Annotated in this window: 20 protein-coding genes; 6 read left to right on the top strand and 14 right to left on the bottom strand. The window is 67.8% G+C overall.

Features of this window, described 5'->3' with window-relative positions; genetic code table 11:
• Positions 1 to 17: 17 nt before the first annotated feature.
• From fabA to OC184_RS03840, 3 genes are all read right to left on the bottom strand, one after another.
• The gene (fabA, locus tag OC184_RS03850) at positions 18 to 527 is read right to left on the bottom strand and encodes a bifunctional 3-hydroxydecanoyl-ACP dehydratase/trans-2-decenoyl-ACP isomerase (RefSeq protein ID WP_265505898.1); all 510 of its coding nucleotides are present in this window, start codon (positions 525 to 527) and stop codon (positions 18 to 20) included.
• Positions 528 to 643: 116 nt separating this feature from the next.
• Positions 644 to 1,519: a glycosyltransferase family 2 protein gene (locus OC184_RS03845; protein ID WP_265505872.1), complete on the bottom strand. Its 876-nt coding sequence runs from the start codon at positions 1,517 to 1,519 to the stop codon at positions 644 to 646.
• On the bottom strand, positions 1,519 to 2,220 hold the full coding sequence (locus tag OC184_RS03840; protein ID WP_265505871.1) for a hypothetical protein: 702 nt from the start codon (positions 2,218 to 2,220) through the stop codon (positions 1,519 to 1,521). The genes OC184_RS03845 and OC184_RS03840 overlap by 1 nt, the downstream gene beginning before the upstream one ends.
• Positions 2,221 to 2,390: 170 nt before the next feature.
• On the opposite strand from OC184_RS03840, the gene infC reads away from it, so the two are divergent.
• Positions 2,391 to 2,954: a translation initiation factor IF-3 gene (infC, locus tag OC184_RS03835; RefSeq protein WP_456095344.1), complete on the top strand. Its 564-nt coding sequence runs from the start codon at positions 2,391 to 2,393 to the stop codon at positions 2,952 to 2,954.
• A 247-nt stretch (positions 2,955 to 3,201) separates the two neighbouring features.
• On the opposite strand, the gene OC184_RS03830 is transcribed toward infC, so the two are convergent.
• Positions 3,202 to 4,506, bottom strand: a complete 1,305-nt coding sequence (locus tag OC184_RS03830; RefSeq protein ID WP_322630171.1) for a flagellin — start codon at positions 4,504 to 4,506, stop codon at positions 3,202 to 3,204.
• A 531-nt stretch (positions 4,507 to 5,037) separates the two neighbouring features.
• On the opposite strand from OC184_RS03830, the gene OC184_RS03825 reads away from it, so the two are divergent.
• Positions 5,038 to 6,189, top strand: a complete 1,152-nt coding sequence (locus OC184_RS03825; protein WP_265505870.1) for a metallophosphoesterase — start codon at positions 5,038 to 5,040, stop codon at positions 6,187 to 6,189.
• Positions 6,190 to 6,241: 52 nt separating this feature from the next.
• On the opposite strand, the gene OC184_RS03820 is transcribed toward OC184_RS03825, so the two are convergent.
• From OC184_RS03820 to OC184_RS03780, 9 genes are read right to left on the bottom strand one after another with little or no spacing between them, the layout of a single operon-like run.
• The gene (locus tag OC184_RS03820) at positions 6,242 to 7,015 is read right to left on the bottom strand and encodes a DUF2243 domain-containing protein (protein WP_265505869.1); all 774 of its coding nucleotides are present in this window, start codon (positions 7,013 to 7,015) and stop codon (positions 6,242 to 6,244) included.
• A 10-nt stretch (positions 7,016 to 7,025) separates the two neighbouring features.
• Positions 7,026 to 7,751, bottom strand: coding sequence for a TIGR04290 family methyltransferase (locus OC184_RS03815; protein WP_265505868.1), 726 nt, complete (start codon positions 7,749 to 7,751; stop codon positions 7,026 to 7,028).
• Complete coding sequence (locus tag OC184_RS03810; protein ID WP_265505867.1) at positions 7,748 to 8,758, bottom strand: UDP-glucuronic acid decarboxylase family protein; 1,011 nt, start codon at positions 8,756 to 8,758, stop codon at positions 7,748 to 7,750. Before OC184_RS03810 ends, OC184_RS03815 begins: the two co-directional genes overlap by 4 nt.
• A 14-nt stretch (positions 8,759 to 8,772) precedes the next feature.
• Positions 8,773 to 9,849, bottom strand: coding sequence for a CgeB family protein (locus OC184_RS03805; protein ID WP_265505866.1), 1,077 nt, complete (start codon positions 9,847 to 9,849; stop codon positions 8,773 to 8,775).
• The gene (locus OC184_RS03800) at positions 9,846 to 10,943 is read right to left on the bottom strand and encodes a CgeB family protein (RefSeq protein WP_265505865.1); all 1,098 of its coding nucleotides are present in this window, start codon (positions 10,941 to 10,943) and stop codon (positions 9,846 to 9,848) included. The genes OC184_RS03805 and OC184_RS03800 overlap by 4 nt, the downstream gene beginning before the upstream one ends.
• Positions 10,940 to 12,049, bottom strand: coding sequence for a CgeB family protein (locus OC184_RS03795; RefSeq protein WP_265505864.1), 1,110 nt, complete (start codon positions 12,047 to 12,049; stop codon positions 10,940 to 10,942). Before OC184_RS03795 ends, OC184_RS03800 begins: the two co-directional genes overlap by 4 nt.
• Positions 12,050 to 12,054: 5 nt before the next feature.
• Positions 12,055 to 13,140, bottom strand: a complete 1,086-nt coding sequence (locus OC184_RS03790) for a glycosyltransferase family 4 protein (RefSeq protein WP_265505863.1) — start codon at positions 13,138 to 13,140, stop codon at positions 12,055 to 12,057.
• Positions 13,137 to 15,131, bottom strand: a complete 1,995-nt coding sequence (locus OC184_RS03785) for an NAD-dependent epimerase/dehydratase family protein (protein ID WP_265505862.1) — start codon at positions 15,129 to 15,131, stop codon at positions 13,137 to 13,139. The genes OC184_RS03790 and OC184_RS03785 overlap by 4 nt, the downstream gene beginning before the upstream one ends.
• A complete protein-coding gene (locus tag OC184_RS03780) occupies positions 15,128 to 16,252 on the bottom strand; it encodes an NAD-dependent epimerase/dehydratase family protein (protein ID WP_265505861.1) in 1,125 nt (374 codons plus the stop codon). The genes OC184_RS03785 and OC184_RS03780 overlap by 4 nt, the downstream gene beginning before the upstream one ends.
• A gap of 173 nt (positions 16,253 to 16,425) precedes the next feature.
• Between OC184_RS03780 and OC184_RS03775 the strand changes: the two genes are divergently transcribed.
• The 4 genes from OC184_RS03775 (at position 16,426) to OC184_RS03760 (ending at position 20,311) form a co-directional block, all read left to right on the top strand.
• Positions 16,426 to 17,493: an MDR/zinc-dependent alcohol dehydrogenase-like family protein gene (locus OC184_RS03775; protein WP_322630170.1), complete on the top strand. Its 1,068-nt coding sequence runs from the start codon at positions 16,426 to 16,428 to the stop codon at positions 17,491 to 17,493.
• Positions 17,484 to 18,551 carry a Gfo/Idh/MocA family protein gene (locus tag OC184_RS03770; protein WP_265505860.1) on the top strand — a complete coding sequence of 356 codons (1,068 nt, stop codon included), beginning with the start codon at positions 17,484 to 17,486 and terminating at the stop codon, positions 18,549 to 18,551. The genes OC184_RS03775 and OC184_RS03770 overlap by 10 nt, the downstream gene beginning before the upstream one ends.
• A gap of 87 nt (positions 18,552 to 18,638) precedes the next feature.
• Positions 18,639 to 19,463, top strand: a complete 825-nt coding sequence (locus tag OC184_RS03765) for a manganese catalase family protein (protein WP_265505859.1) — start codon at positions 18,639 to 18,641, stop codon at positions 19,461 to 19,463.
• 74 nt (positions 19,464 to 19,537) lie between these two features.
• Positions 19,538 to 20,311 carry an SDR family NAD(P)-dependent oxidoreductase gene (locus tag OC184_RS03760; RefSeq protein ID WP_265505858.1) on the top strand — a complete coding sequence of 258 codons (774 nt, stop codon included), beginning with the start codon at positions 19,538 to 19,540 and terminating at the stop codon, positions 20,309 to 20,311.
• 166 nt (positions 20,312 to 20,477) lie between these two features.
• Here OC184_RS03760 and OC184_RS03755 read toward each other — a convergent pair whose 3' ends face one another.
• Positions 20,478 to 21,797 (bottom strand): NAD(P)/FAD-dependent oxidoreductase, encoded by a 1,320-nt coding sequence (locus OC184_RS03755; protein WP_265505857.1) that lies wholly within the window; start codon positions 21,795 to 21,797, stop codon positions 20,478 to 20,480.
• Positions 21,798 to 21,824 lie beyond the last annotated feature (27 nt).

Below are 21,824 nucleotides of genomic sequence, written 5' to 3'. Positions count from 1 at the left end.
CCTCCTTCAGAATGGTGTCAGCTGGCCGACAAGGCCACCTTCATGTCCTTGACCTGGTAGATCAGCTCGCCATCCGCCTCGACGCGGCCGTCGGCCACGCCCATCGTCAGGCGGCGGGTCTGCACGGCCTTGGTGAAATCAACGGTATAACGCAGCATCTTGCGGTCGGGGCGGACCATGCCGGTCAGCTTGACCTCTCCGACGCCGAGCGCATAGCCGCGCCCCTCCCAGCCGCGCCAGCCCAGGTTAAAGCCGGTCAGCTGCCACAGGCCGTCGAGGCCCAGGCAGCCGGGCATGATCGGGTTGCCGGGAAAGTGGCACTGGAAGAACCAGGCGTCGGGGTCGATGTCGAATTCCGCCACGACATGGCCCTTGCCATGTTCGCCGCGATCTTCCGAGATGTCGGTGATGCGGTCCATCATCAGCATGGGCGGTTCCGGCAGTTGTGCATTGCCTGGGCCGAACAGCTCTCCGCGCGCGCAGGCAAGCAGGTCGTCGCGGTCAAAGCTGGTCTGGGTCATCGCCATGCGGATCGTGCCTTCCATGTTCGGCCGCAAGCGGCCGGTCCTGTTGTCAAGTTGCCGGACGGTCTACCATCTGGGGTCAGCGCGGCGCAAGGGCAAGCCCGCGCAAGGCAATCGCGCTAGAACCACTGGCCCGGCTCCATCAGGCCCAGGTCCATCAGCTGCTGTCCGGTCCAGTCGAAGCGGCACGAGTTGCGCCAGGCAAGATCCCGAACATGATCGCGCGATCCCGGATTGGTGACCAGCGCCTTGGCGACCCGGAAGGATGCCACGACCGCCGTCAGGTTGTGGTGCCATGGGCAGGAGTAGGTGTTGTATTCCTCGACCGAAAAGCGGTGATCGGCCGTCACGCGCAGATCGGGGGCGCTGCGGAACAGCGAGATTCGGTCGATGCGGCGGCGGTCCGACGGCAGGAACTCCTCGAACCGCCAGCGCAGCCCGCCGTGGAAATCCAGCTGCCGCTCGCGGGACCTTCCATCAGGCCCACGCCGGCCGAGCGCGTAATAGCCCGTCCGGTCGAACAGCGGCGCATCAAGGTCGACCGCATTGCCCCGCGCCGCCAGGTCGCCAGCATAGAGGTCGATCACATAGGTCAGCATCGCCGCACGCCGTTCCTCGGTGTGGAAGGCCAGCATCTCGCCCACGGTGCGGGTTTCGCAGAAAGGATGGAACAGGAACTCGGCATTGAAGCAGTAATAAAGCCAAGTGCCCTCGGGAACCGCCGCGATGACTGCGTTGACCGCCTCGACATGCGCGTCGGGGCGCCGGGTGTCGTAGGCCAGCTGCGTCACCAGCGGTGCCAAGTCCTCGGGCAGGTCCTGGGACTGGTCCGATAACAGAAGAACATGGCGGAAACCCCGCCGGAGGTGGTGGGAAACCGTCTGCGCGACGATGGCGTCGTCCTCGACCAGGATGATTGCGATGGGGCCCTTGGCCAGGGCGGCGGGCTGCTGGGCAAGGGTGTGGCGGAAGTCGAGGATCGGCAGCGCCGGCATCAGCGCATGACCGCCTTGACCTGCTCCAGCGCGGCTGACAGCAGTTCGGGATTGCCCTCGGCCGTGGCGACAAGCCGCTTCAGAGTCGCCTTTTGCGGATCGGGGATCGCGGCGTCGTCAATGATGCGTTCAACCGCGGCGCGATCGAAACCTTCGGGCGTCAGCAGCGCCTCGATTTGCGCGGCGACTCCCGCGGCGTCCGCGGTGGCGGTGGCTGCCTCGGCTGCATCCTGCGCGGCGGTGGCGGCCTCCTCGGCTGCGGCGATTGGGGCGGCGTCGTTCGCGGCAGCGGCAGCGGCGCGGTCGGCGGCCTGAAGCGCCGCTTCGGCGGCGGCTTCTGCGGCAGCGGCGGCGTCGCTGACGGGCGCGGCACCTGTCTCCTCCGAGGCGCGAGCCGCCTCGGCGGCGGCATCGGCGGCGATGGCTGCGGCATCCGCGGCGGCATCAGCGGCGGCATCAGCGGCCTCGGCTTCCTCGACCTCGGGCGTGGGGGTGGCGGCGACGGCCTCGGCTGTGTCGGCGGCGGTCTCGGCGGCCTCTTCGGCCAAACGTGCGGCATCGCCTGCGGCCGTTTCGGGCGTCGGCGCGTCGGGCGAGGTGACGACAGGCGCCGTATCCTGCGCCGGTGGGCGGCCCATCCAGAACCACAGCCCTGCGGCCGCCAGCCCCAGAATCACGACGATCGACAGAACCTTGGACATCCGGCACCCCTGCACTGCGCTTTCTTGCAGCCTCTATGGCACAGGGTCGGTGGCAGGGAAAGGCAGCGGAGGCCGCCGAAAACAGCTTGAAGCGCGCTTTGAACGCGCCGAAGGGCATCAATTCCGGTTGAAAGACGCGATCACGGGCCTTATTTTCCGGTCACTTCCGAATTGGCTATCAAAGGAGCAACGCCATAGCCCGTCGACCGCATAACGCACCGCCCACCCGCGACACTGGACCCCGCGTCAACGAACGCATCCGCGTCGCCGAAATCCGCCTGATCGGCCCCGAGGGCGAAAACGTCGGCGTCGTGCCGCCGTCGGTCGGGCTGCAGATGGCGCAGGACGCCGGGCTGGATCTGGTCGAGATTTCCCCGAACGCCACCCCGCCGGTCTGCAAGGTCATGGACCTCGGCAAGTTCAAGTACGAACAACAGAAGCGGGAAGCCGAGGCGCGCAAGAAGCAGAAGATCATCGAGGTCAAGGAGATCAAGTTCCGTCCGGGAACCGATACCCACGACTACGACGTGAAGATGCGCAGCGTGATGAAGTTTCTGGAAGGTGGCGACAAGGTGAAGGTCACCCTGCGCTTCCGCGGTCGAGAGATGGCCCACCAGGACCTGGGGCTTGAGCTTCTGAACCGCGTCAAGGACGATGTCGGTGAAGCCGGAAAGGTCGAATCCATGCCTAAGCTGGAAGGGCGGCAGATGGTCATGATGATCTCGCCGCGCTGAAACGATCTGGTTGCGGCACGACGAGGCCGCGCTGGCACTGCCGCGCGGCCTTTTTCGTTGGTCGGATAGGGATCTCTGACATTCGGTCGATCCGTGTACGCATATCCTTGACGCGGTTCGGCGTCAGGCGGCCCCCATCAAAGTTGCCTTCCCGCACTTCGCTTCCGCCGATGAAAAGTAGCGACGGGTCACGATGCAGCCTGTCGCGAAGTTGTGGCGGGCGCCCCCGGGGCGCCCGCCTGCCTTATCAGCGGAACAGGGCCATCACGGCGCCGGGCGCCTGGTTGGCGATCGACAGCGACTGAATGCCCAGCTGCTGCTGGGTCTGCAGGGCCTGCAGACGGGCCGAAGCCTCTTCCATGTCCGCGTCGACCATCGAGCCGATGCCGGCCTTCATCGAGTCCATCAGTTTGCCCACGAAGTCGTTCTGCGTGGAGAGCTGGTTCTGGGTCGTACCGAAGGCGGCAGCAGCGCCGGTGGCCGTGTCGATCAGACTATCGATGGCGCTGAGCGCGCCGCTGGCGTCGCTTTCGACATCGATACCCGCCAGGAGGGATAGGCCGCCGCCGGAAGCCGCGGTCGAGTCCGTCGATGCGTCGACCGTAATGCCCAAGTTGGCGCCGGACGTGTTGCCGATCTGCAGCTGGTCACCCACGCGGTTCACCGAGAAGCGGCCGGTCAGGCCGTTTGCCGAGATGAACGTGTTCATCTGGGTCGTCAGCGCTTCAGCGACCGAAGTCGTGCTGTCGCTGGCGTTCGCGATGAACTCGAACGTGTGCGTCGGCGAGCCGGAGGCGCTGCCGTCGAAGGCGATCCGGAAGCCGAAGCCGTCGCCGACGCTGGCGATGTCGATGTTCTGGGTGGTGCCGGTTGCGACTACGTTGGCGGTTCCGGTACCAGTGCCGTCATCGATGACCGTCTGGTCGCCAGCGGTGACGGATGTCGCCCAGCTTGCCGAAACGGCGGTGCCGGTCGTCGACAGATCCTGGCGAACCACCTGGATCTTGCCCGGGGTGACCGTGCCGCCTGCGTCGCGGTTCAGCGACGACAGGACTTCGACGTTCGCGCCGCCGCCCTGGATCAGGTTGACGCCGTTGAACTGGGCGGCGCCGACGACCGAGTTGACCTGTTCCACCAAGGCCGTGATATCGGCCTGGATCTTGCCCTTGTCCTGGGCCTCGTCCTGAGCCTGGACGATCTTGCCCTTGACCTGGTTCAGAAGGCTGACGACGGTTTCGGATGCGTCACGCGCCACGGCGACGGTCGATTCCGCAACCGACAGGCCTTCCGAGATCTTCTTGAAACCGGTGACGTCGGCTTCCATCACTTTCGAGATTGCCCAGGTGGCGGCGTTATCTTTGGCCGTGCCGACCTTCTTGCCGCTCGAGATCTGCTCCTGAACGCCGCTCAGGTCGCGGTTGATCGACTTGAGGGTCTGCAGCGCGGTCATGGCGCCGTTGTTCGTCAGAATGCTGGTCATGATATTCCCATACTTGTAGAGGACGCTTTTGCGCCTGTTAAAGCCGCCTTTGGTGCGGCCCATGATGGTCATACTGACCTGTGTCCCAGTACCTTGCGTTGCGGGCCACTGTCCGTTCTGAACACCCTCTTTCTATGCCTCAACCCTTGCCAAACTCCTAACGCTGAAACTCCGTAATAACTTGTGTTTTAATAGGATTATAGGCATCGGGCCGAAAGGAAACTTAGACGGGCAGGCGGCGGTCGTCTTTGCGTCGCATCGGCTGCCGAAGAATAGCCCTCCGGGTCGGCAGACAAAGCGCTGCCAGCGGACACATGCCTTGGAGATCCTGTGCTTCATCATGCCAGGGCGCGGAAGAAGATTTGACTGTGGCCGGACCGGCAGTCGCGGGCTCTAGGGTTCCCACAGTTAGGCTTGGTTGCTATTGCCCTTGCAGCACTTGGCCTGACCCACGACTTTGACGGCAGGGCGTGTCCCAAGGTCTTCGCCCGCATCGGGAGACCAGGCAGCGTGGATCGGGCCTTCCCGCCGGTGGACAGCGGCTGCCCCGCCTGTCACCCTTGCGTGGTGAAAGCCTCCGGGTGCAGTGCGGAAGGGGCCAAGGTGCTGATCAACGAGTTCTCTCGCGAGGTGCTGACCTTTCACGCGATGACGCTGTCGCTGGGGCTGATCGTCGCCGGCCGCTTCGTTCCCCGGCTTTCCCTGCCGTCGTGGCTTCGCTGGGGACTGGCCGGGCTGGCGGTCGTCGTTTCGGTCAGGTACCTCGTCAGCCAGCTGATCTCGGGGTCGACCGACACGCTGGAGGTACCGAGGCCGGTCCTTGTCGCAATCAACTGGCTGTTCGCGTTCGTTCTGCTTCTGGCCATCGCACAGGTCGCGCTGGATGTCGTCACTCTGCTTCGTTCGATCATCTTTCGTCGATGGCGGCGACCGGCAGGCTGGGTGCGTCCGGGCATCGGGCTAGCCGCGCTGGGGCTTGCGGCAGTGGGCGTATCACAGGCATTGCGCGTCCCGCCGCCGAGGATCGTGCCTGTGGTCATCAGAGGGCTGCCAGACGCGCTGGAAGGCTATCGCATCCTGCAGCTGACCGATCTGCATATCTCGCCCCTCTTTGACAGGGACTGGGTGGCAGGCGTCGTGGAAGTCGCGAACCGTCAGCAGGCCGACGTGATCGTCATTACCGGCGATCTGGTCGAGGGGGCGCCCGCCGACAGGCTTGCCGACGTCGCGCCGCTGAGGCAGCTGCAGGCGCCCGACGGCGTCTTCATGTCGCCCGGGAACCACGAATACTACTTTGACTACGATACTTGGATGGAGATCTTTCGCGATCTGGGGATCGTCCCCATGGTCAACAACCACCGGGTGATCGGCAGGCATGACGCAGCCCTTGTGCTGGCGGGCGTGCCGGATCCGACGGCGCTTGCCTTGGGGCTGCCCGGTCCCGATCTGGCGGCGGCGCTTGCGGCTGCGCCACAGGATGCGCCGGCCGTCCTTCTGGACCACCGGCCCGCCAGAGCCTTGGACGCGGCCGCCGCCGGGGTGGACCTGCAACTGTCAGGACACACCCATGGCGGGATGATCGGGGGCCTTGGCGGTGTCGCCGCCAGTCTGAACGGCGGCTTCGTCGCGGGGCGCTATGACGTCGGGGGAATGACGCTCTATGTCAGTCGCGGCACCGCACTCGCCTCGGGCTTCGCGGTCAGGCTTGGCGTTCCATCCGAGATGACGGTGCTGGAGTTGACCGGCGGGTCTTGAAGCAGCCTTGGATGGATCCCAATCCCTCGTGTCGGGCACGACGATCCCGATGTCACGCCTTGGCGCGGCCCGTCAGACCCGGTCGCGACCATGAAAAGCACCCCGCCGGCAGCCCCGATCCCGCGACCATCAGAGCCCCCTGAGCGTAGAGGCGTATGCCGCGGCCGGGGGGAAGGTCGACGATGGCGACGCGGGACACTGCGTCGGCCCAGAGGATGCTGGCCCCCGCCTGCGTCAAGCTGTCCGTCATTTGGTCCGGCGCGACGCTGCGGCTGAAGACCACCGCCGTCGAGCGCAGGCCGGGCGGCGGGCGCAGCGCCCAGCTGCCCGCGCCCACGGCCAGCAGCGCCAGAAGGGCGACCAGCCCCGGCCCCTTGCCGGGACCCGCCGGAGCGTGGCGCAGCAGTAAGATGCCGCCTGCCAGCGGCAGGATGCCGAAGACGGCAAGCCATCCCAGGTCCCATAGGATCGGCCAATCGCTGTCCAGCCTGATCCGGTGGATGCCCAGAAGCCAGTGCGACAACACGGCGTCGACCGCATGCCACGTGCCGAAGCCTGCCAGCATCGCCCCGGCCACCCGGCGCGGCGTCAGTCCGGGCCGGCCGCGTAGGCGCCAGAGGCCGATCAGGCCGATCAGGGAGATTACATACATCGCGGCGTGGAACCAGCCGTCCCACAGGATTTGCGACCGGATGTTGTCGATGCCGGGCACGAGGCTGAGAAGGTGGTGCCATTGCAGGATCTGGTGCAGCAGGATGCCGTCGAAGAACCCGCTGAGCGCGAAGCCGAGGGTCGCGGCGGCCCAGATGGTGCGGCGGTGCTGCATGGGGGGTGTCCTATGGCAGGGTATGGCCAGGGTCCTCGCCGCGACGGCACAGATAGACCTCGGGCTCGGGCTGCTCGCTGATGACGAAGCCCGCGCTGCGTAGCATGGCCTCCATGCCTGCCCGATTCGGGATGAACCAGTTGGTCGGATCGCCGGCATAGCGATGCTCGATGAAGTTCAGGCGCGGCCAGGCGTGGTCGTTGAAGATCTCCCATTCCTCGAACGGATAGTCCTCGGCCACTTCGGGCAGGTCCATGGACCCGCGCTGCATGCATTGGAAGAGCATCATGTCGCCCACGACATGCCGGTAGAGCAGGTCCAGCGCCAGAAGCGGGTGGCGCAGGTGGTAGAGGACGCCCATGAAGATCACGAGGTCAAAGCGGCGGCCGAGCTGTCCGACCTGATAGACGTCCATCTGGCGCAGGTCGATGTCGACCTCTGCGGCGTCGGCGGCAAAGCGCGCTTGCGCCAGATAATGCGGATCGGCGTCGATGGCCGTCACCTCGGCGCCCCTGCGCGCCATTTCGATGGCATAGAAGCCGGCGTTGCAGCCGATATCCAGAACAGTCTTGCCGGTCAGGTCCCCGGGGATGACATGGCGGAAGCCCTGCCACTTGAAGCGGGGATAGTCGCCAAGCGGATGGTCGGGGGCCGTCTGGACGCCCTCAATCCGCAGATTGTGGAACCACGGACCCAGGTCGCGGATCCGCGCCGAAAGCTTGTCGCGCGAACTCATGGCCGCGCCTCCTGGGGCATGTGATCGGCCGGGATCGGTGGAAGAGACGCCAGATGCGCGGCGAACCACGGGATCGTGCGGCGCAGCCCCTCGTGCAGTGGGATGCGGGGCTGCCAGCGCAGCAGTTCGCCCGCGCGGGTGATGTCAGGTTGCCGCCGCCGGGGATCGTCAGTCGGCAGGGGGCTGAAGACCGGCCGCGCCGTCCCGGGGACCAGTTCGCGGATGATCTCGACCAGTTCCAGGATCGAGAATTCGCCGGGATTGCCAAGGTTGACCGCCCCCTCGGGCGCGACCGGCACCTGCATCAGCGCGATCAGCCCTTCGACAAGGTCAGAGACATAGCAGAACGACCGCGTCTGCGTGCCGTCGCCATAGATGGTCATCGGCTTGTCCTGCAGCGCCTGACAGATCAGGTTCGACACGATCCGCCCGTCGTCGGGGCGCATCTGCGGGCCATAGGTGTTGAAGATCCGCGCGACCCGCGCATCGCCCTGTCCGGCCCGCACGTGGTCAAAGCACATCGTCTCGGCGGCGCGCTTGCCTTCGTCGTAACAGGCGCGCGGGCCGGTGCAGTTGACGTTGCCCCAGTAATCCTCGGTCTGGGGGTGCGTCTCGGGGTCGCCATAGACCTCGCTGGTGGACGCCTGCAAGAAGCGCGCGCCCTTCACCCGCGCCAGTTCCAGCAGGTGGCCGGTGCCCAGCACGTTGGTCATCATCGTGTGCATCGGGTCAGCCTGATACTGCGGGGGCGACGCAGCGCAGGCAAGGTTGTAGATCTCGTCCACCTGGCCCGGAAGCACAAGGGGTTCGGTCACGTCGGCCTCGATCAGCGTGAAGGCCGGGTGGTTGGTCAGCGGCAGGACGTTCTCGCGCCGGCCGGTCAGGAAGCTGTCGACGCAGATCACCCTGTGGCCGCGCTGAAGAAGCGTCTCGCACAGGTGCGATCCGATGAAACCGGCGCCGCCGGCGACCAGGGTGGTCGGCTGAAACGAGGTCATCTTCTGCATGCTCATGGCTCCTTTCAGGCGGTGGCAGCGGTCTGGCGGTCCAGCGCGGCGATCAGGTCGCGCGCGCGGGCCCGGCCGGTGTGGTCGGTCAGGATGATGTCGCGCGCCGTGCGCGCCATGGCGGCGGGGTCTGCAGCCCCCGTCAGGGCCGCCACCACGTCCTCGGTCGTGTCGGCCAGAACGACCGCGCGGCCTTCTGGCAAAAGGTCCGTCAACCCCGGCCAGCGATCCGAGATGATGGGCGTGCCGCAGGCCGCGGCCTCGAACAGGCGGACGGATGGCGACCAGCCCAGCTTGCGCATCGCGTCGCGGGTGATGTTCAGGGTGAAGCGCTGCGCGTTGTAGAATTCGGCGTGCCGGGCGGGGGGCAGATGGTCGATCCGCTCGACATTGGCGGGCCAATCGATGTCCTCAGGGAACATCGATCCCGCCACGACGAAGCGCATCTGCGGCAGGCGGCGCGCGGGCTCGATCAGCAGCGTCTCCAGCCCCGGCTGGCGGTCGGGGCTGTAGGTGCCCAGGTAGCCCAGGTCCCACCGCTTCGGCACATCCATTGGCTGATAGGCGGCCTCATCGACCGAACAGTAAAGCGCCACCGGGTTCCGCGCCCCGAACTGGTCGTGCAGCCGGTCCAGCACGCGCCCGCCCGAAAAGGACAGGTAGCAGTCGAACCACGGCACCTGACGGCGGGCCAGGTGCTGTTCCTCGCCACGCTCCAACAGGTCCATCGTGACCGGTGTGTCGATGTCGTAAAAGCACAGCTGCCGCAGCGGCAGGCGGTGCAGCGCGTCGATCAGTTGCTGGCCATCCGGAACATACGACCCGACGATGACGGCGCCAGCCTGTTGCAGCCGGTCGCGATGACGGTCCAGGACCGCGCCGATGTCGTCATAGAACTCCAGCTCGCAGAAGTCCGGATCGGGCAGGTCCTGGTTTTCCAGGTACCAGGGCTGGCGGCGTTCCAGGAACAGCACGCGGCGGCCTTCCGCCCGCAGCCCGCGCAGCAGCGCACGGAAGGTGGTCGCATGGCCGTTGCCCCAGGACGAGCTGAGCGACAGGCCGAAGATGATGATCTCGTCTTGCGGGGTCATTGGGCCTCCTCGGTCAGGATTTCGGGACGCATTTGGTGCAGCAGGTCGCGCAGCTGGATGGCGCGGCGGTCATAGGTGTGTTCGGCCAGCACCCGTTTCAGCGCGGCCTGACCAATGGCCTGGCTGCGGTCGGGCGTCAGGTCGGCCAGCGCATCGGCCACGTCCTGACCGTCGCGGGCGACCAGCACCTCCTTGTCGGGGGTCAGGAACAGCTCGATCCCCTCCCAGGCGTCGGTGATCAGGCAGCCGCCGGCGCCGGCGGCCTCGAAGACGCGGGTGGCGGGGGAAAAGCCGGTGGCGGCCATGCTGTCGCGCGCCACGTTCAGGACGGCGCGGGGTGTCGTGTTGAAGGCGTTGTGATCGGCCGTGCCGACATGGCCGATGGCGTTCACGTTGCCGGGCAGGTCGCCCTGGTTCCAGCCCGAGCCGCCCAGCAGGAACCGGCGCTGCGGCAGCATGGCAGCCGGCCGCAGGAAGAATTCGGCCACGCGCGCCTCGCGGTCAGGCAGGCGGTTGGCCAGAAATCCCAGGTCCGCCCGAAACCGGTCCTGCGGCGGGGCAGGGTGGTGGGTGTCGGGGTCCAGCGCGTTATAGATCGGCACGCAGTCGCGCGCCCCCAGATCGCGATAGGCGCGCACCACCGGATCGCCGCCGCCATAGGTCAGCACCACGTCCAGGTCCGGCAGCATCCGGCGCAGCACGTCGTCGGGGTCCTGCTGCATCGCCGCCAGCGTGGCGGGCGCATCGACGTCCCAGAAGATGCGCAGGGCGCCGGGGCGGGCCGCCGCCATTACCTGCGTCAGGATCTGGTCGTCCGCATAGCCCACGCCCGATGCCTTGACCACGATGTCGGCGTCGGCCGCCTGCGCCGCGGCTTCGCGCAAGCCTTCGGAGGTGGCGGGCCAGACGTTGACGCGCACCCAGTCCGGGATCTCGATGTCGCGATGCGACTGGCGGTCATAGGCATCGGGCTCGTGGAAGGTGACGTCGAAGCCGTGGCGGCTCATCGCCTTGACGATGCCGCGGTAATAGGTCGCCGCCCCGTTCCAATAGCTGGAGAGGATGCTGGAGCCGTAGAACGCGACGCGGGTCATGCCACGGCCTCCTGCGTTTGCGGTGCCTGGAGCGTTTCCAGAACTCCCAGCAGCTGTTCGACGCGGTGGTCGCAGGTGTGTCGTTCCAGGATCGTCTGCAGCCCCTGACGCGCCTGTTCGTCGGCGGCGGCCGGGTCGTGCAGCAGTTCGCGCAGGTGGTGCCGCATCTCGATCCCGTCGCGGGCAAAGCGCATGTCGCCGGGGCGGAACAACCCTTCGGCGTCGTCCCAGGGCGCGCTGACCAAGGGCAGGCCGCAGGCCAGCGCCTCGAAGGGCCTGATCGTCGGGATGCCGGGCAGGGACTGCACATAGGGGCGACGGGGCACGTGGACGGTCACGCGGTGGCGGGCGAAGGCCTGCGGCACCTGCGCGTTCGGGAGCCAGCCGCGATAGCCGATCCCGGCCTGCGCCAGACGGTCCAGCGCGTGATCGGGGTAGCGGACGCCATGGACGGTGGCTGACAGCTGCAGGTCCTCGGCGGGGCCGATCAGGAACTCCTCAAGCTCGGCGCTGCGTTCGTCGTCGCCCCAGTTGCCGACCCAGATCAGGTCGGACTGCGGCAGGATCTCGGGGATGGGATGGAACAGCGTCGTGTCGGCAGCCTCGTGCCAGGTAAAGACCTGCCGCCCCCAGCCCGCCGCCAGATAGCGTTCGCGCAGCGCCTCGCCGAAGGCCAGCACGGCGTCATAGCCGTCAAGCTCCATGCGGGCGATTTCCTGATCCGCGCTGACGGCCCGGTGGTGCGTGTCGTGAAACAGCAGCTGGTATCGCCCGCCCTGGCGGCGATGTGCGCCGATGCGGGCAATCAGCGCGGGGTCGGTCCATTCATGGACGACGACCACATCGGCTTCGGACAGCGACCGTTCATGATCGTGGTCGGCGTCATAGGACTGCCAGTCCAGATCCGGAAAGACGGCATCGAATTCGGCCAAGGCAGCCTCGCCGCGATCGGCGATCAGGTTCCGGCGGCTCCAGCCGTCCTGCGGCTCCAGCGCCAGCGTCTGGTGGCCGCGGGCATTCAGGGCGCGCATCACGCCACGCAGGAAATGGGCGTTGCCGTGGTTCCAGTCGGACACCAGCGAATGTGTATAGAACAGAAAACGCATCGATCTTATCCTGTTGCAGTTGCCGGGGCGGCGGTCTGGGCCAACTGGCAGTAGAGGCGCAGCATCGCCGTCACCTGTCCCGCCGGGGTCAGGGCCGCCGCGCGGTCGCGGGCGGCGCGGCCCAAGGCAAGGCGCCGGTCGGCGTCTTCGGCCAGCGCGTTTATGGCTGCCGAGAGGGCCGCTTCGTCGGTCGGCGGGAAGAAGACGGCGGCGCCGTCCCAAAACTCGCGGAAGATGGGGATGTCGGCCAGGACCAGCGGGGTCGCGGCGCGCGCAGCCTCCAGCACCGCAAGGCCGAACGGCTCATAGAGCGAGGGCGCGCAGAAGATCCCCGCCCGAGCGATCGCGGCCAGGGTATCGGCATGCGACATGGGGCCTTCGTGGCGGGCATGCGACAGCCGGATCCGGGCGCCGTTCGGCCCCGTGGCCGCGCCGATCATGGTGACTGGCCAGCGCGTCGTCGCGGCGGCGGCGTCCAGCGTGGCGCCGTTCTTGCCGTCGTCCCACCAGCGGCCGGCGGCGACGACCTCGGCCCCGCGACGGGCTGCGACGGGTGCGGCGCTGCTGGTGTTCGGCACGACAGTCAGCCCTGGCAACGGGCCATAGCAGCGGCTCAGTGCGTCGGCATGGGACCGGCTGGGGGCGACGACGGCATCCGCGGCGGCAAGGCCGCTGGCGGTCATGTCCCGCTGCCACGCCATGTCGGGCGGGACACCGGTGCCCCTGACGGCCGCAAACCACGTGGCCAGACAGGAATGCGACATGACCAGAACCGGCAGGCCGCAGGTCAGGCCCACCGCCTGCGTGGGCAGGTTCAGGTGCAGGACGTCCGAGCGGAAACGTGCGGCAAGGCTGTCCAGCCACGGCGCGACGGGCGCCAGATCACCGGGCGCGGTCGCCAGCCAGTCCAGCGGCGCATCACCCCACTCGACCGGCCCGATGGCCTGCGCCTGCGTCAGCTGCGCCGCATCGGGGCGCGGCCCTAGGCCCCCCAGAACCACCTGTACACCGCGCCCGCGCAACCCGGCGGCCAGGTCGAGCGCATGCTGCCAGACCCCGCCCACGGCATCGAGAGTCATCAGGACCTTCATGCCGACCGCCTTTCGCGGCGGAGCGGCAGGCCGCGATCCTGCGCCAGCCATGCGGCCAGATCGGCAAGCCCGTCGCGCCAGTCCACGCGCGCCCGCCAACCGGTGGCGGATTGCAGCGCGCGGGTGTCGGCTACGAACCACGGCTGGTCGCCCTGCCGCCAGTCCTGGAAGCTGACATCGGGAACCTCGCCGGTGATCAGCCCAATCTCGGACAGGACCTCGCGCAGGCTGACGGCGTTCGAAGGCCCTCCGCCAAGGTTGAAAGCGCGGCCCGACAGGGAGCCGATCCGGTCCAGCAGCGTGCGGTAGGCGGCCACCGCGTCGCTGACATGCAGCACGTCGCGCACCTGCCGGCCGGTGCCGAAGACCGTAATCGGCCGCCCCTCCAGCGCACGGATCAGGAAGTGCGCGACCCAGCCCTGATCCTCGGTCCCGAACTGGCGCGGGCCATAGATGCAGCTCATCCGCAGGACCGCTGCCGGGATGCCGTAGCTTTTGGCATAGTCCAGCACATACTGGTCAGCGACGCCCTTGGAGCAGCCATAGGGCGTGCAGAAATCCAAGGGCCGGTCCTCGGCCACGCCATGCGCCGCCAGCGCGTTGTCCAGCGGCCCGCAGCGGTCGCCGCTGTCGGTGACGGTCAGGTCGGCCAGCGCACCATAGACCTTGTTGGTCGAGGCGAAGATCACCGGCACCTGCCGCCCCGTCGCGCGCACGGCCTCGAGCAGGTTCAGCGTCCCGCGGGCGTTGACCTCGAAATCCTCCATGGGCGAGGCGAGGCTGGTCGTGACCGCCGTCTGCGCGGCCAGGTGGAAGACGGCGCTGGCCTTGTCCACGATCTCGGACAGCGACGGCTGGTCGCGCAGGTCGGCGGGCACTGCCCGCAGACGGTCGCCGTGGCGGTCGGCCAGCCAGCGCAGGTTGCGCTCGACGCCGGGCCGGCTGAGGTTGTCCAGCACCGTCACCTGCTGTCCGTCGCGCATCAGCGCATCGGCCAGGTTCGCGCCGATGAAGCCCGCGCCGCCGGTGATCAGGACGCTTTCCTCAGGGCGCGCCACGGCAGGGCTGGCCAGCCGCGTCAATTCCTGAAGCCGGCCGACGCCACCCTCGGTCAGCAGGCGGCCCAGCAGCTTCAGCTGGCCATCGGCGGTCGCCGCGCCCATGTGATAATGGCGCGGGTCGAACCACAGCCCCTCCTGCACGGCGACATCGGCGGGAAGGTCGGCCCAGGCATACCAATAGACGCGGTCGGCGGGCGTCTGCAGCGACTGCACGAAGCGGCGCGCCTGCTCGATCTCGTCCCGGCGCCAGGTGGAATATCCGGTTTCGGTGATCCAGATCGCGGCGTCGGGGTTGTGCAGGTCCATGATGCGGCGCATTTCGCCCAGGTGCATGTCCCAGCCGCGCCAGGACGCGGCCTCGCTGTCCCAAGTGCCGGGAAAGCCGTGAAAGCCCACGACGTCGACGACGCCCAGGACGCCGCGTTCGCCCATCAGGTTCAGCCAGTAGGGGTCGAAGGGCGCAGGCCCGCCCAGCACCGCCTTCCAGCCGCGATGCTGCACCCAATGCGCCGCGCCGCCCACCATCTCGCAAAAGAGGTCGAAGTCGGGGTCCTCGCGCCAGTCCCAGTCCAGCAGGTTGTTGGGCTCGTTCCACAGCTCGACATGGGTGAAGTGTTCGCCGTGACGTGTCAGAAGCATGTCGATGAAGTCGGCATAGTCCTTGAGGACCTTCGGCGCGCCCGAACTGCGCCCCGTGCGCGACAGCGACGGCGGGGTATAATGGACGCAGGGCAGCACCTCGAGATCGCGGGCCAGCCGCGGCAGAAGCCAGTCGAACCATTCCTGCCCGCCTGGCGCGTGATATTCGGCCCAGCTGACATGGGTGCGCAGGTGCCGCGCGCCGGACGCGACAAGCGCGGGCAGCAGCGCCTCGACCCGCTCGTATTCGCCGGGCCTGAACCATTCGACAAAGCCGAAATCGGCGCTCATGAGACCAGCCCCCGCTCCTCCAGCTGGGCGCGCATCCGGCTGCCGTTGTCGACCGAGGGCTGCTGGCTGACCCATTCGACGAAGGGCCCGAGGCTATCCTCCAGCCGGTGCTGGGGGGTGAAGCCCAGCAGGTTCTGGGCCTTGGTGATGTCGGCAAAGCAGTTGCGGATGTCGCCGGCGCGGAACTTGCCCAGGATCTCGGGCTGCAGGTCCGATCCCATGGCCTGTGCCAGAAGCCTCGCCACCTGCGACACCGAATAGGCGTGGCCGGAACCGACGTTGATGACATGGCCGTTCGCGGCCTCGCTCTCCAGCGCCAGGCGGAAGGCGCGGGCGACGTCGCGGACATGGACGAAGTCGCGCTTCTGTTCGCCGTCCTCGAAGATCGTGGGCGACTGACCCGCGGCGATGCGCGAGGCGAAATTGGCCAGAACGCCGGTATAGGGGTTCGACAGTGCCTGTCCCGCCCCAAAGACGTTGAAAAGGCGCAGCGCGGTCGCGGGGATGTCATAGGCCTCGCCGAAGATCAGCACGGCCTGTTCCTGCTGATACTTGGTCAGCGCATAGATCGAGGCCAGGTCGACCCGCTTGCTTTCGGTCGTGGGCATCGGCGTCAGCGCGCTGCCGTCGGATGTCACGGCCTCCCACTTGCCGGCGCGCAGGTCTGCGGTGCGGCGGCGGACGTTTTCATGCACCGTGCCGTCTGCGGTGGCGTAATAGCCCTCGCCATAGACGCTCATCGACGACGCGACGACGATCTTCCGGACGGGGTGGGCGGCGGTCGCCTCAAGAAGGACGGCGGTGCCCAGGTCGTTCGCGCCGACATAGCGGGCGATCTCGTACATGGACTGGCCGACGCCGACCTCGGCCGCCAGGTGGATCACGGCATCGGCGTCCCTGACCGCACCGCGCAGCGCGTCCTCATCGCGCATGTCGCCGCGCACGATCCGGGCGCCCTTGTCGACAAGCGGCTTCAGCTCGGGCGACGCCTCGGCCGCGTCGCCGTGAACCTGCTCGATCAGGGCGTCATAGAGGATGACGTCATGGCCCGCCTCCATCAGTTCAGCCGCGACATGGCGGCCGATGAAGCCGCATCCGCCGGTGATCAATGTCGTCGTCATGGGTGCCCATCTCCTTGTTTTTCCGTCCCAGCCCTTCGCGCGCGCGGGGCTGGGCATCTTCTTCAATGTCTTCATCAGAGACATCATCAAGGCCCCGGAACCACCGTCTGGAACAATTGTTCCAGCTTCTTGTTCAGCAACCTGTCCGGGTGGCGCGAAGGCGCCGCCCACCCATGACCATGTGGCGCCAAGGCGCCGCCCAATCCGATACCACCGACCCGGAGACGCAGATGATGAACGCCAATCCCCACACCTGGACCGCATCGACAGCCGCAGGCGGACAGCCTCGCGCGGCCCGCATCATGGCGCCGGGTCAGGTCGAGATCGTGCCGATCACCCCGCGCGACCCCGGCGCGACCGAGGTGCGGATCGCCATCGAGGGCTGCGGCGTCTGCGCGTCGAACCTGGGGCCGTGGGCCGGACCGGAATGGATGGAGTTCCCGCTGGACCCCGGCGCACTGGGCCACGAGGCCTGGGGCGTGATCGAGGCCGTGGGCAAGCAGGTGCGGGGCCTGCATCCCGGTCAGCGCGTGGCCTTCGCAGGCCAGGAAGGCTTTGCCACGCACGAAACGGTGGCCGCCGCCAACGTCATCCCGCTGCCGCCCGAGCTTGACGGCCAACCGGTTCCGGCCGAGCCCCTGGGATGCGCCGTCAACGTCTTTCACCGCGCCGCGGTCCGCCCCGGCGACAAGGTCGCCATCATCGGCATCGGCTTTCTGGGCGCGCTGCTGGTCCGTCAGGCGGTGCAGGCGGGCGCCGAGGTGATCGCGATCTCGCGCCGCGAAAGTTCGCTGCAGCTGGCCCGCGACATGGGGGCGGACCACGTGATCCCGATGGACGATCACTGGCGCATCATCGAGGATGTCAAGCGTCTGACGGGCGATCGGCTCTGCGATACGGTCATCGAAGTTGTGGGCAAGCAGTGGCCGCTGGACCTGGCGGCCGAGCTTGTCCGCGAGGGCGGGCAGCTGGTCATCGCTGGCTATCACCAGGACGGCCCCCGGCAGGTCAACATGCAGATGTGGAATTGGAAGGGCATGGACGTGATCAACGCCCACGAGCGCGACCCGCAGGTGGTCATGCGCGGGATGAAGGACGCCGTGCGCGCCGTGGCCGAGGGGCGTCTGGACCCGCGGCCGCTCTATTCAGCGGCCTATCCGCTGGAGGAGCTGGGCGCCGCGCTGGACGCCACCCGCGACAAGCCCGGAAACTTCGTGAAGGCCCTGATCCAATGCAACTGAATACGCGCACCCGCCCCGCCACCCTGACCCGTCCGCGCATCGCCTTCCTGGGCCTTGGCTGGATCGGTCGGCACCGGATGCAGGCCATGGCCGAGGCCGGCGACATCGAGATCGCGGCAGTGGCCGACCCTGATCCGGCCGCCGTCGCCGCCGCGGCAGAGCTTGCGCCCGACGCGGCCACCGGGGACGACCTGCGTGCGCTGCTGGACCAGAAGCCGGACGGAGTGGTGATCGCCACGCCCTCGGCCCTCCATGCGGCGCAGTCGATCGAGGCGCTGGAGGCCGGGGCGGCGGTCTTCTGCCAGAAGCCCTTGGGCCGCGATGCGGCGGAAACCGACGCCGTCGTTCAGGCCGCGCGTCGGGCGGACCGGCTGCTGGCGACGGATCTGAGCTATCGCCACGCGCGGGCTTTCATCGCGCTGCGCGACCTGATCCGGCGCGGTGAACTTGGTCAGGTCCACGCGGTCGACCTGACCTTCCACAACGCCTATGGCCCGGACAAGCCTTGGTTCCGCGACCGCAGGCTGTCGGGCGGTGGCTGCCTGATCGACCTGGGCATCCATCTGGTGGACATGGCGCTTTGGGCGCTGGACGCGGATCGCGCGACCTGCGTGTCCGCCCATGCGCGCGCGGGCGGCCAGCCCCTGCCGGACGATCCGCATGTGGTCGAGGACTTCGTGCTGGCCACGCTGGAGCTGCCGCAGGGCACGGTCGTGCGACTGGCCTGTTCCTGGAACCTTCCGGCCGGGCGAGATGCGGTGATCGGCATGGACGCCTTCGGCACGCAGGGCGGCGGAACGGTGGCGAATGTGGACGGGTCGTTCTTCGACTTCGGCGCATGGCATCACCGCGGCACGTCCTCGGCCCAGCTGGTGGCGCCGCCGGACGACTGGGGCGGCCGCGCGGGGGCGGACTGGGCGGGGCGTCTGCGCCAGGGCGCTGGCTTCGACCCCGAGGCCTGCCGGCTGACCGTGCTGGCGGGGGTTCTGGACGACATCTACCGCAAGGCGGGCGCGGCTGGAACAAAGCCGGCTCTGGCCGGTTCAGCCGCCCGATGACCCCGACCGGACGGCGTGCCGGGAGGGGCGTTGCGGTCCTGCCCGTCCGGGGCGGCCCGCCGTAGATCGCCACAATCGAGGTCACCCATGTTCTATACCGACAACAAGCTGCAATATCCGGTCCGCGTCGAAACGCCGAACCCGCTGTTCGCCCGCGCCCTTCAGCAGGCCATCGGCGGCATCGAGGGCGAGGTCCGGGTCGCGATGCAGTACTTCTTCCAAGCCTGCGGTGCCCGCGGCAACAACAAGTTCCGCGACCTTCTGATGAACACCGCCGCCGAGGAACTGGGCCATATCGAGATGCTGGCCACCGCCGTCGCCCTGAACCTGGAAGGGGCGCCCCTGAGCATGCAGGAGGAAGCGGCCGGCGATCCGATCAACGGCGCGGTGCTGGGGGGCATGAACCTCAAGAACCTTCTGTCGGCCGGGCTGTCGGCCATGCCGGTGGACAGCGACGGCGTGCCCTTCGACATGTCCCACATCTATGCCAGCGGCAACATCGCCGCCGACATGACCGCGAACGTGACGGCGGAATCGACGGGCCGGACGCTGGCCGTGCGGCTTTACAACATGACGAACGACCCCGGCATGAAGGACATGCTGGCCTATCTGATCGCCCGCGATACCATGCACCAGAACCAGTTCATGGCCGCGCTGGAGGAGTTGGGCGGCGCGGAAGGCAACTTCCCGATCCCGAACAGCTTCCCGCAGGACATGGAGACGCAGGAATTCAGCTATGCCTATCTGGGTTTCCAGGCGGACGGCAGCGAACCCGCGCAGGGCCGCTGGTCCAAGGGGACTTCGATGGACGGCAAGGGCGAATTCACGACCCGCGTCTTCAAGCCGCTGGGCGACGAGCCGAACCTCGGCAAGGCCAAGCCGAAGAGCGGCGCCCAGTCCCAACAGATCTGAGGGCTTGACGACCGGCGCCGGCGGGACGTCCCGCCGGTGTCTCCGCGCCACAGGCGACCAAGTGAGGACACGGCATGACACAGGACAGGTTTGCGCTTGTCACCGGCGGATCGACCGGCATTGGGCGCTGTCTGGCGCAGCTGGCGGCCGAGGATGGCCACGACCTGCTGATCGTCTCTGACGACAGCGGCATCACCCGCATGGACGATCTGTCCAAGACCGGCGTCGCGATCGAGACGCTGTCAGCCGACCTGTCGATGCAGGAGGGCGTCGATGCCCTGCTGGACCGGCTGGGACCGCGCTGCCCCGACCTGTTCTTCGCCAATGCCGGCCGCGGGTTGGGTCGGTCCTTCCTGGAACAGGACCCCGATGACATCCTGAAGGTGCTGGGCACCAACGTCCTCGGCACGACGATGCTGACGCATGAGATCGCAGGGCGCATGGTGCGCCGCGGGTCCGGCCGCATCCTGATGACAGGATCGATCGCCGGCAACATGCCGGGCACCTTCCAGGCGGTCTACAACGCGACCAAGGCCTATGTGAATTCGCTGGCGGCAGCGCTGGCCCGAGAGCTTGAGGGCACCGGTGTGACCGTCACCTGTCTTGAACCCGGCCCGACCGAGACGCAGTTCTTCCAGCGCGCCGGGATGTGCGACACACCGGTGGGGCAGGGGCCGAAGGACGACCCCGAGATGGTCGCGCGCGCTGGCTATGAGGCGCTGATGTCGGGCCGGCCCGAGGTCGTTTCGGGCTGGAAGAACAAGGCGCAGGCGGCGATGTCGCACATCACGCCGAAAGCGGTCCTGGCGGGCTTGCACCGCAAGATGGCAAAGCCGCAGGACGAGTGACATCACAGACGCGCCACCGGACCCTGGCCGGTGAGCGGTCTTCCATCCCCGGCCTGGTCGCCCTCTCGCGCGAGCCTTGGCCCGCAGCACTTATGCATCGACAAGCCGGATGCTTGATCCAACGGGCGTCGCGGAGGCAGCAGGGCTCCTTGGCGCCGCCGTCGGATCAGGCGTCGGAACTCGGCCCCGCGCGCAGCGGTGCCTTTTCCGCGACCTCTTCGTCTATGACGCGGGCGCCGCGATATCCGGTGAGATAACGCGAGAGCCACTGCGCCGAGACCAGCACGCGGTGCTGGAACCCAACCAGCAGATAGACATGGATCAGCGCCCAGCCTGCCCAAGCAATCCACCCCCGCAGCTTCAAGCGACCGTGGTGGAAAATGGCGGCATGGCGGGCGATGATCGCGGTGTTGCCCCGGCTGCGATAGCGGAACTCGGGCAGGGGGTGGCCATCGCGGATATGCGCGACCAGCGCCGGCCCTAGGTGGCGGCCCTGCTGCTGCGCGACCTGCGCCAGGCCGGGAAGGGGGTTTCCCTCGGCATCGGGGCAGGCGGCCGCGTCGCCCAGCACGAAGACGTTGTCGAGGCCTGGGACCATCAGCCGCGCGTCGACGATGGCCCGGCCGCCGCGATCCGTCTCGGCAACCTGCGCCGCCAGGGGCGAGGGCCGAACCCCCGCGGCCCAGATGATCAAACCGACATCGAGGCTTTCGTCGTCCAGCTCGACATGTTCGGGACCGATATCGCTGACGGGTGTTCCGGTCCGGATCTCGACGCCGCGACATTCCAGGCTGTCGCTGGCATAGGCGGCCATGTCGTCGGGAAAACCCGCCAGGATGCGTGGCCCCGCCTCGATCAGCAGGATGCGGATGGCGGCCGGGTCGATGGTACGAAACTCTCGCGCCAGTGTCCGCCGCCCCAGTTCCGAGATCGAGCCCGCAAGCTCGACTCCGGTTGGACCGGCGCCGATGATCGCGAAGGTCAGCAGGCGGCGCTTTTCGTCGGGATCGGTGCAGCGTTCGGCGCGTTCGAAGGCCACCAGCAGGCGTGACCGGATGCTGCGGGCGTCCTCGATCGATTTCAGGCCGGGCGCATGCGCCGCCCAATCGTCATGGCCGAAATAGCTGTGCCCCGATCCGGGCGCCAGGACGAGATGCCGGTACGCGATCAGCTCTCCGCCGCCCAGGCGCGCGCGGCAGAGCGTCGCGTCGACCTGTTCGACCTCGCCCAGGATCACCTGCACCGACCGGTGGCGTCGAAGGATCTGGCGCACCGGCTCGGCCACGTCAGTAGCCGACAGCGACGCCGTCGCCACCTGGTAGAGCAGCGGCTGGAACAGGTGATGGTTGCGCCGGTCCACGATAATTGCTGGGATGCCGGCCCGGCCCAAGGCACGCGCGACCTCCAGCCCGGCGAAACCCGCGCCGATCACCAGCACGTCGGTCGTCCAGGTGGCGATGTCATGCTGCTCGTGGTGGGCTGTCATCGTTCTGCCTTTCCATCCGCGTTGCCT

The sequence above is a fragment of the Paracoccus rhizosphaerae genome (genome assembly GCF_026162645.1).
GTDB lineage: Bacteria > Pseudomonadota > Alphaproteobacteria > Rhodobacterales > Rhodobacteraceae > Paracoccus > Paracoccus rhizosphaerae.
This window is presented reverse-complemented; position numbering and strand designations above follow the sequence as displayed.

What these genes read in the sequence shown, in the direction of transcription:
- fabA (WP_265505898.1), bottom strand. Translation starts at nt 527, where the DNA reads ATGGCGATGACCCAGACCAGCTTTGACCGCGACGACCTGCTTGCCTGC.
- OC184_RS03765 (WP_265505859.1), top strand. Translation starts at nt 18,639, where the DNA reads ATGTTCTATACCGACAACAAGCTGCAATATCCGGTCCGCGTCGAAACG.
- OC184_RS03820 (WP_265505869.1), bottom strand. Translation starts at nt 7,015, where the DNA reads ATGCAGCACCGCCGCACCATCTGGGCCGCCGCGACCCTCGGCTTCGCG.
- OC184_RS03815 (WP_265505868.1), bottom strand. Translation starts at nt 7,751, where the DNA reads ATGAGTTCGCGCGACAAGCTTTCGGCGCGGATCCGCGACCTGGGTCCG.
- OC184_RS03780 (WP_265505861.1), bottom strand. Translation starts at nt 16,252, where the DNA reads ATGACGACGACATTGATCACCGGCGGATGCGGCTTCATCGGCCGCCAT.
- OC184_RS03830 (WP_322630171.1), bottom strand. Translation starts at nt 4,506, where the DNA reads ATGACCATCATGGGCCGCACCAAAGGCGGCTTTAACAGGCGCAAAAGC.
- OC184_RS03845 (WP_265505872.1), bottom strand. Translation starts at nt 1,519, where the DNA reads ATGCCGGCGCTGCCGATCCTCGACTTCCGCCACACCCTTGCCCAGCAG.
- OC184_RS03800 (WP_265505865.1), bottom strand. Translation starts at nt 10,943, where the DNA reads ATGACCCGCGTCGCGTTCTACGGCTCCAGCATCCTCTCCAGCTATTGG.
- OC184_RS03755 (WP_265505857.1), bottom strand. Translation starts at nt 21,797, where the DNA reads ATGACAGCCCACCACGAGCAGCATGACATCGCCACCTGGACGACCGAC.
- OC184_RS03810 (WP_265505867.1), bottom strand. Translation starts at nt 8,758, where the DNA reads ATGCAGAAGATGACCTCGTTTCAGCCGACCACCCTGGTCGCCGGCGGC.
- OC184_RS03840 (WP_265505871.1), bottom strand. Translation starts at nt 2,220, where the DNA reads ATGTCCAAGGTTCTGTCGATCGTCGTGATTCTGGGGCTGGCGGCCGCA.
- OC184_RS03775 (WP_322630170.1), top strand. Translation starts at nt 16,426, where the DNA reads ATGACCATGTGGCGCCAAGGCGCCGCCCAATCCGATACCACCGACCCG.
- OC184_RS03795 (WP_265505864.1), bottom strand. Translation starts at nt 12,049, where the DNA reads ATGCGTTTTCTGTTCTATACACATTCGCTGGTGTCCGACTGGAACCAC.
- OC184_RS03805 (WP_265505866.1), bottom strand. Translation starts at nt 9,849, where the DNA reads ATGACCCCGCAAGACGAGATCATCATCTTCGGCCTGTCGCTCAGCTCG.
- OC184_RS03785 (WP_265505862.1), bottom strand. Translation starts at nt 15,131, where the DNA reads ATGAGCGCCGATTTCGGCTTTGTCGAATGGTTCAGGCCCGGCGAATAC.
- OC184_RS03770 (WP_265505860.1), top strand. Translation starts at nt 17,484, where the DNA reads ATGCAACTGAATACGCGCACCCGCCCCGCCACCCTGACCCGTCCGCGC.
- OC184_RS03790 (WP_265505863.1), bottom strand. Translation starts at nt 13,140, where the DNA reads ATGAAGGTCCTGATGACTCTCGATGCCGTGGGCGGGGTCTGGCAGCAT.
- OC184_RS03760 (WP_265505858.1), top strand. Translation starts at nt 19,538, where the DNA reads ATGACACAGGACAGGTTTGCGCTTGTCACCGGCGGATCGACCGGCATT.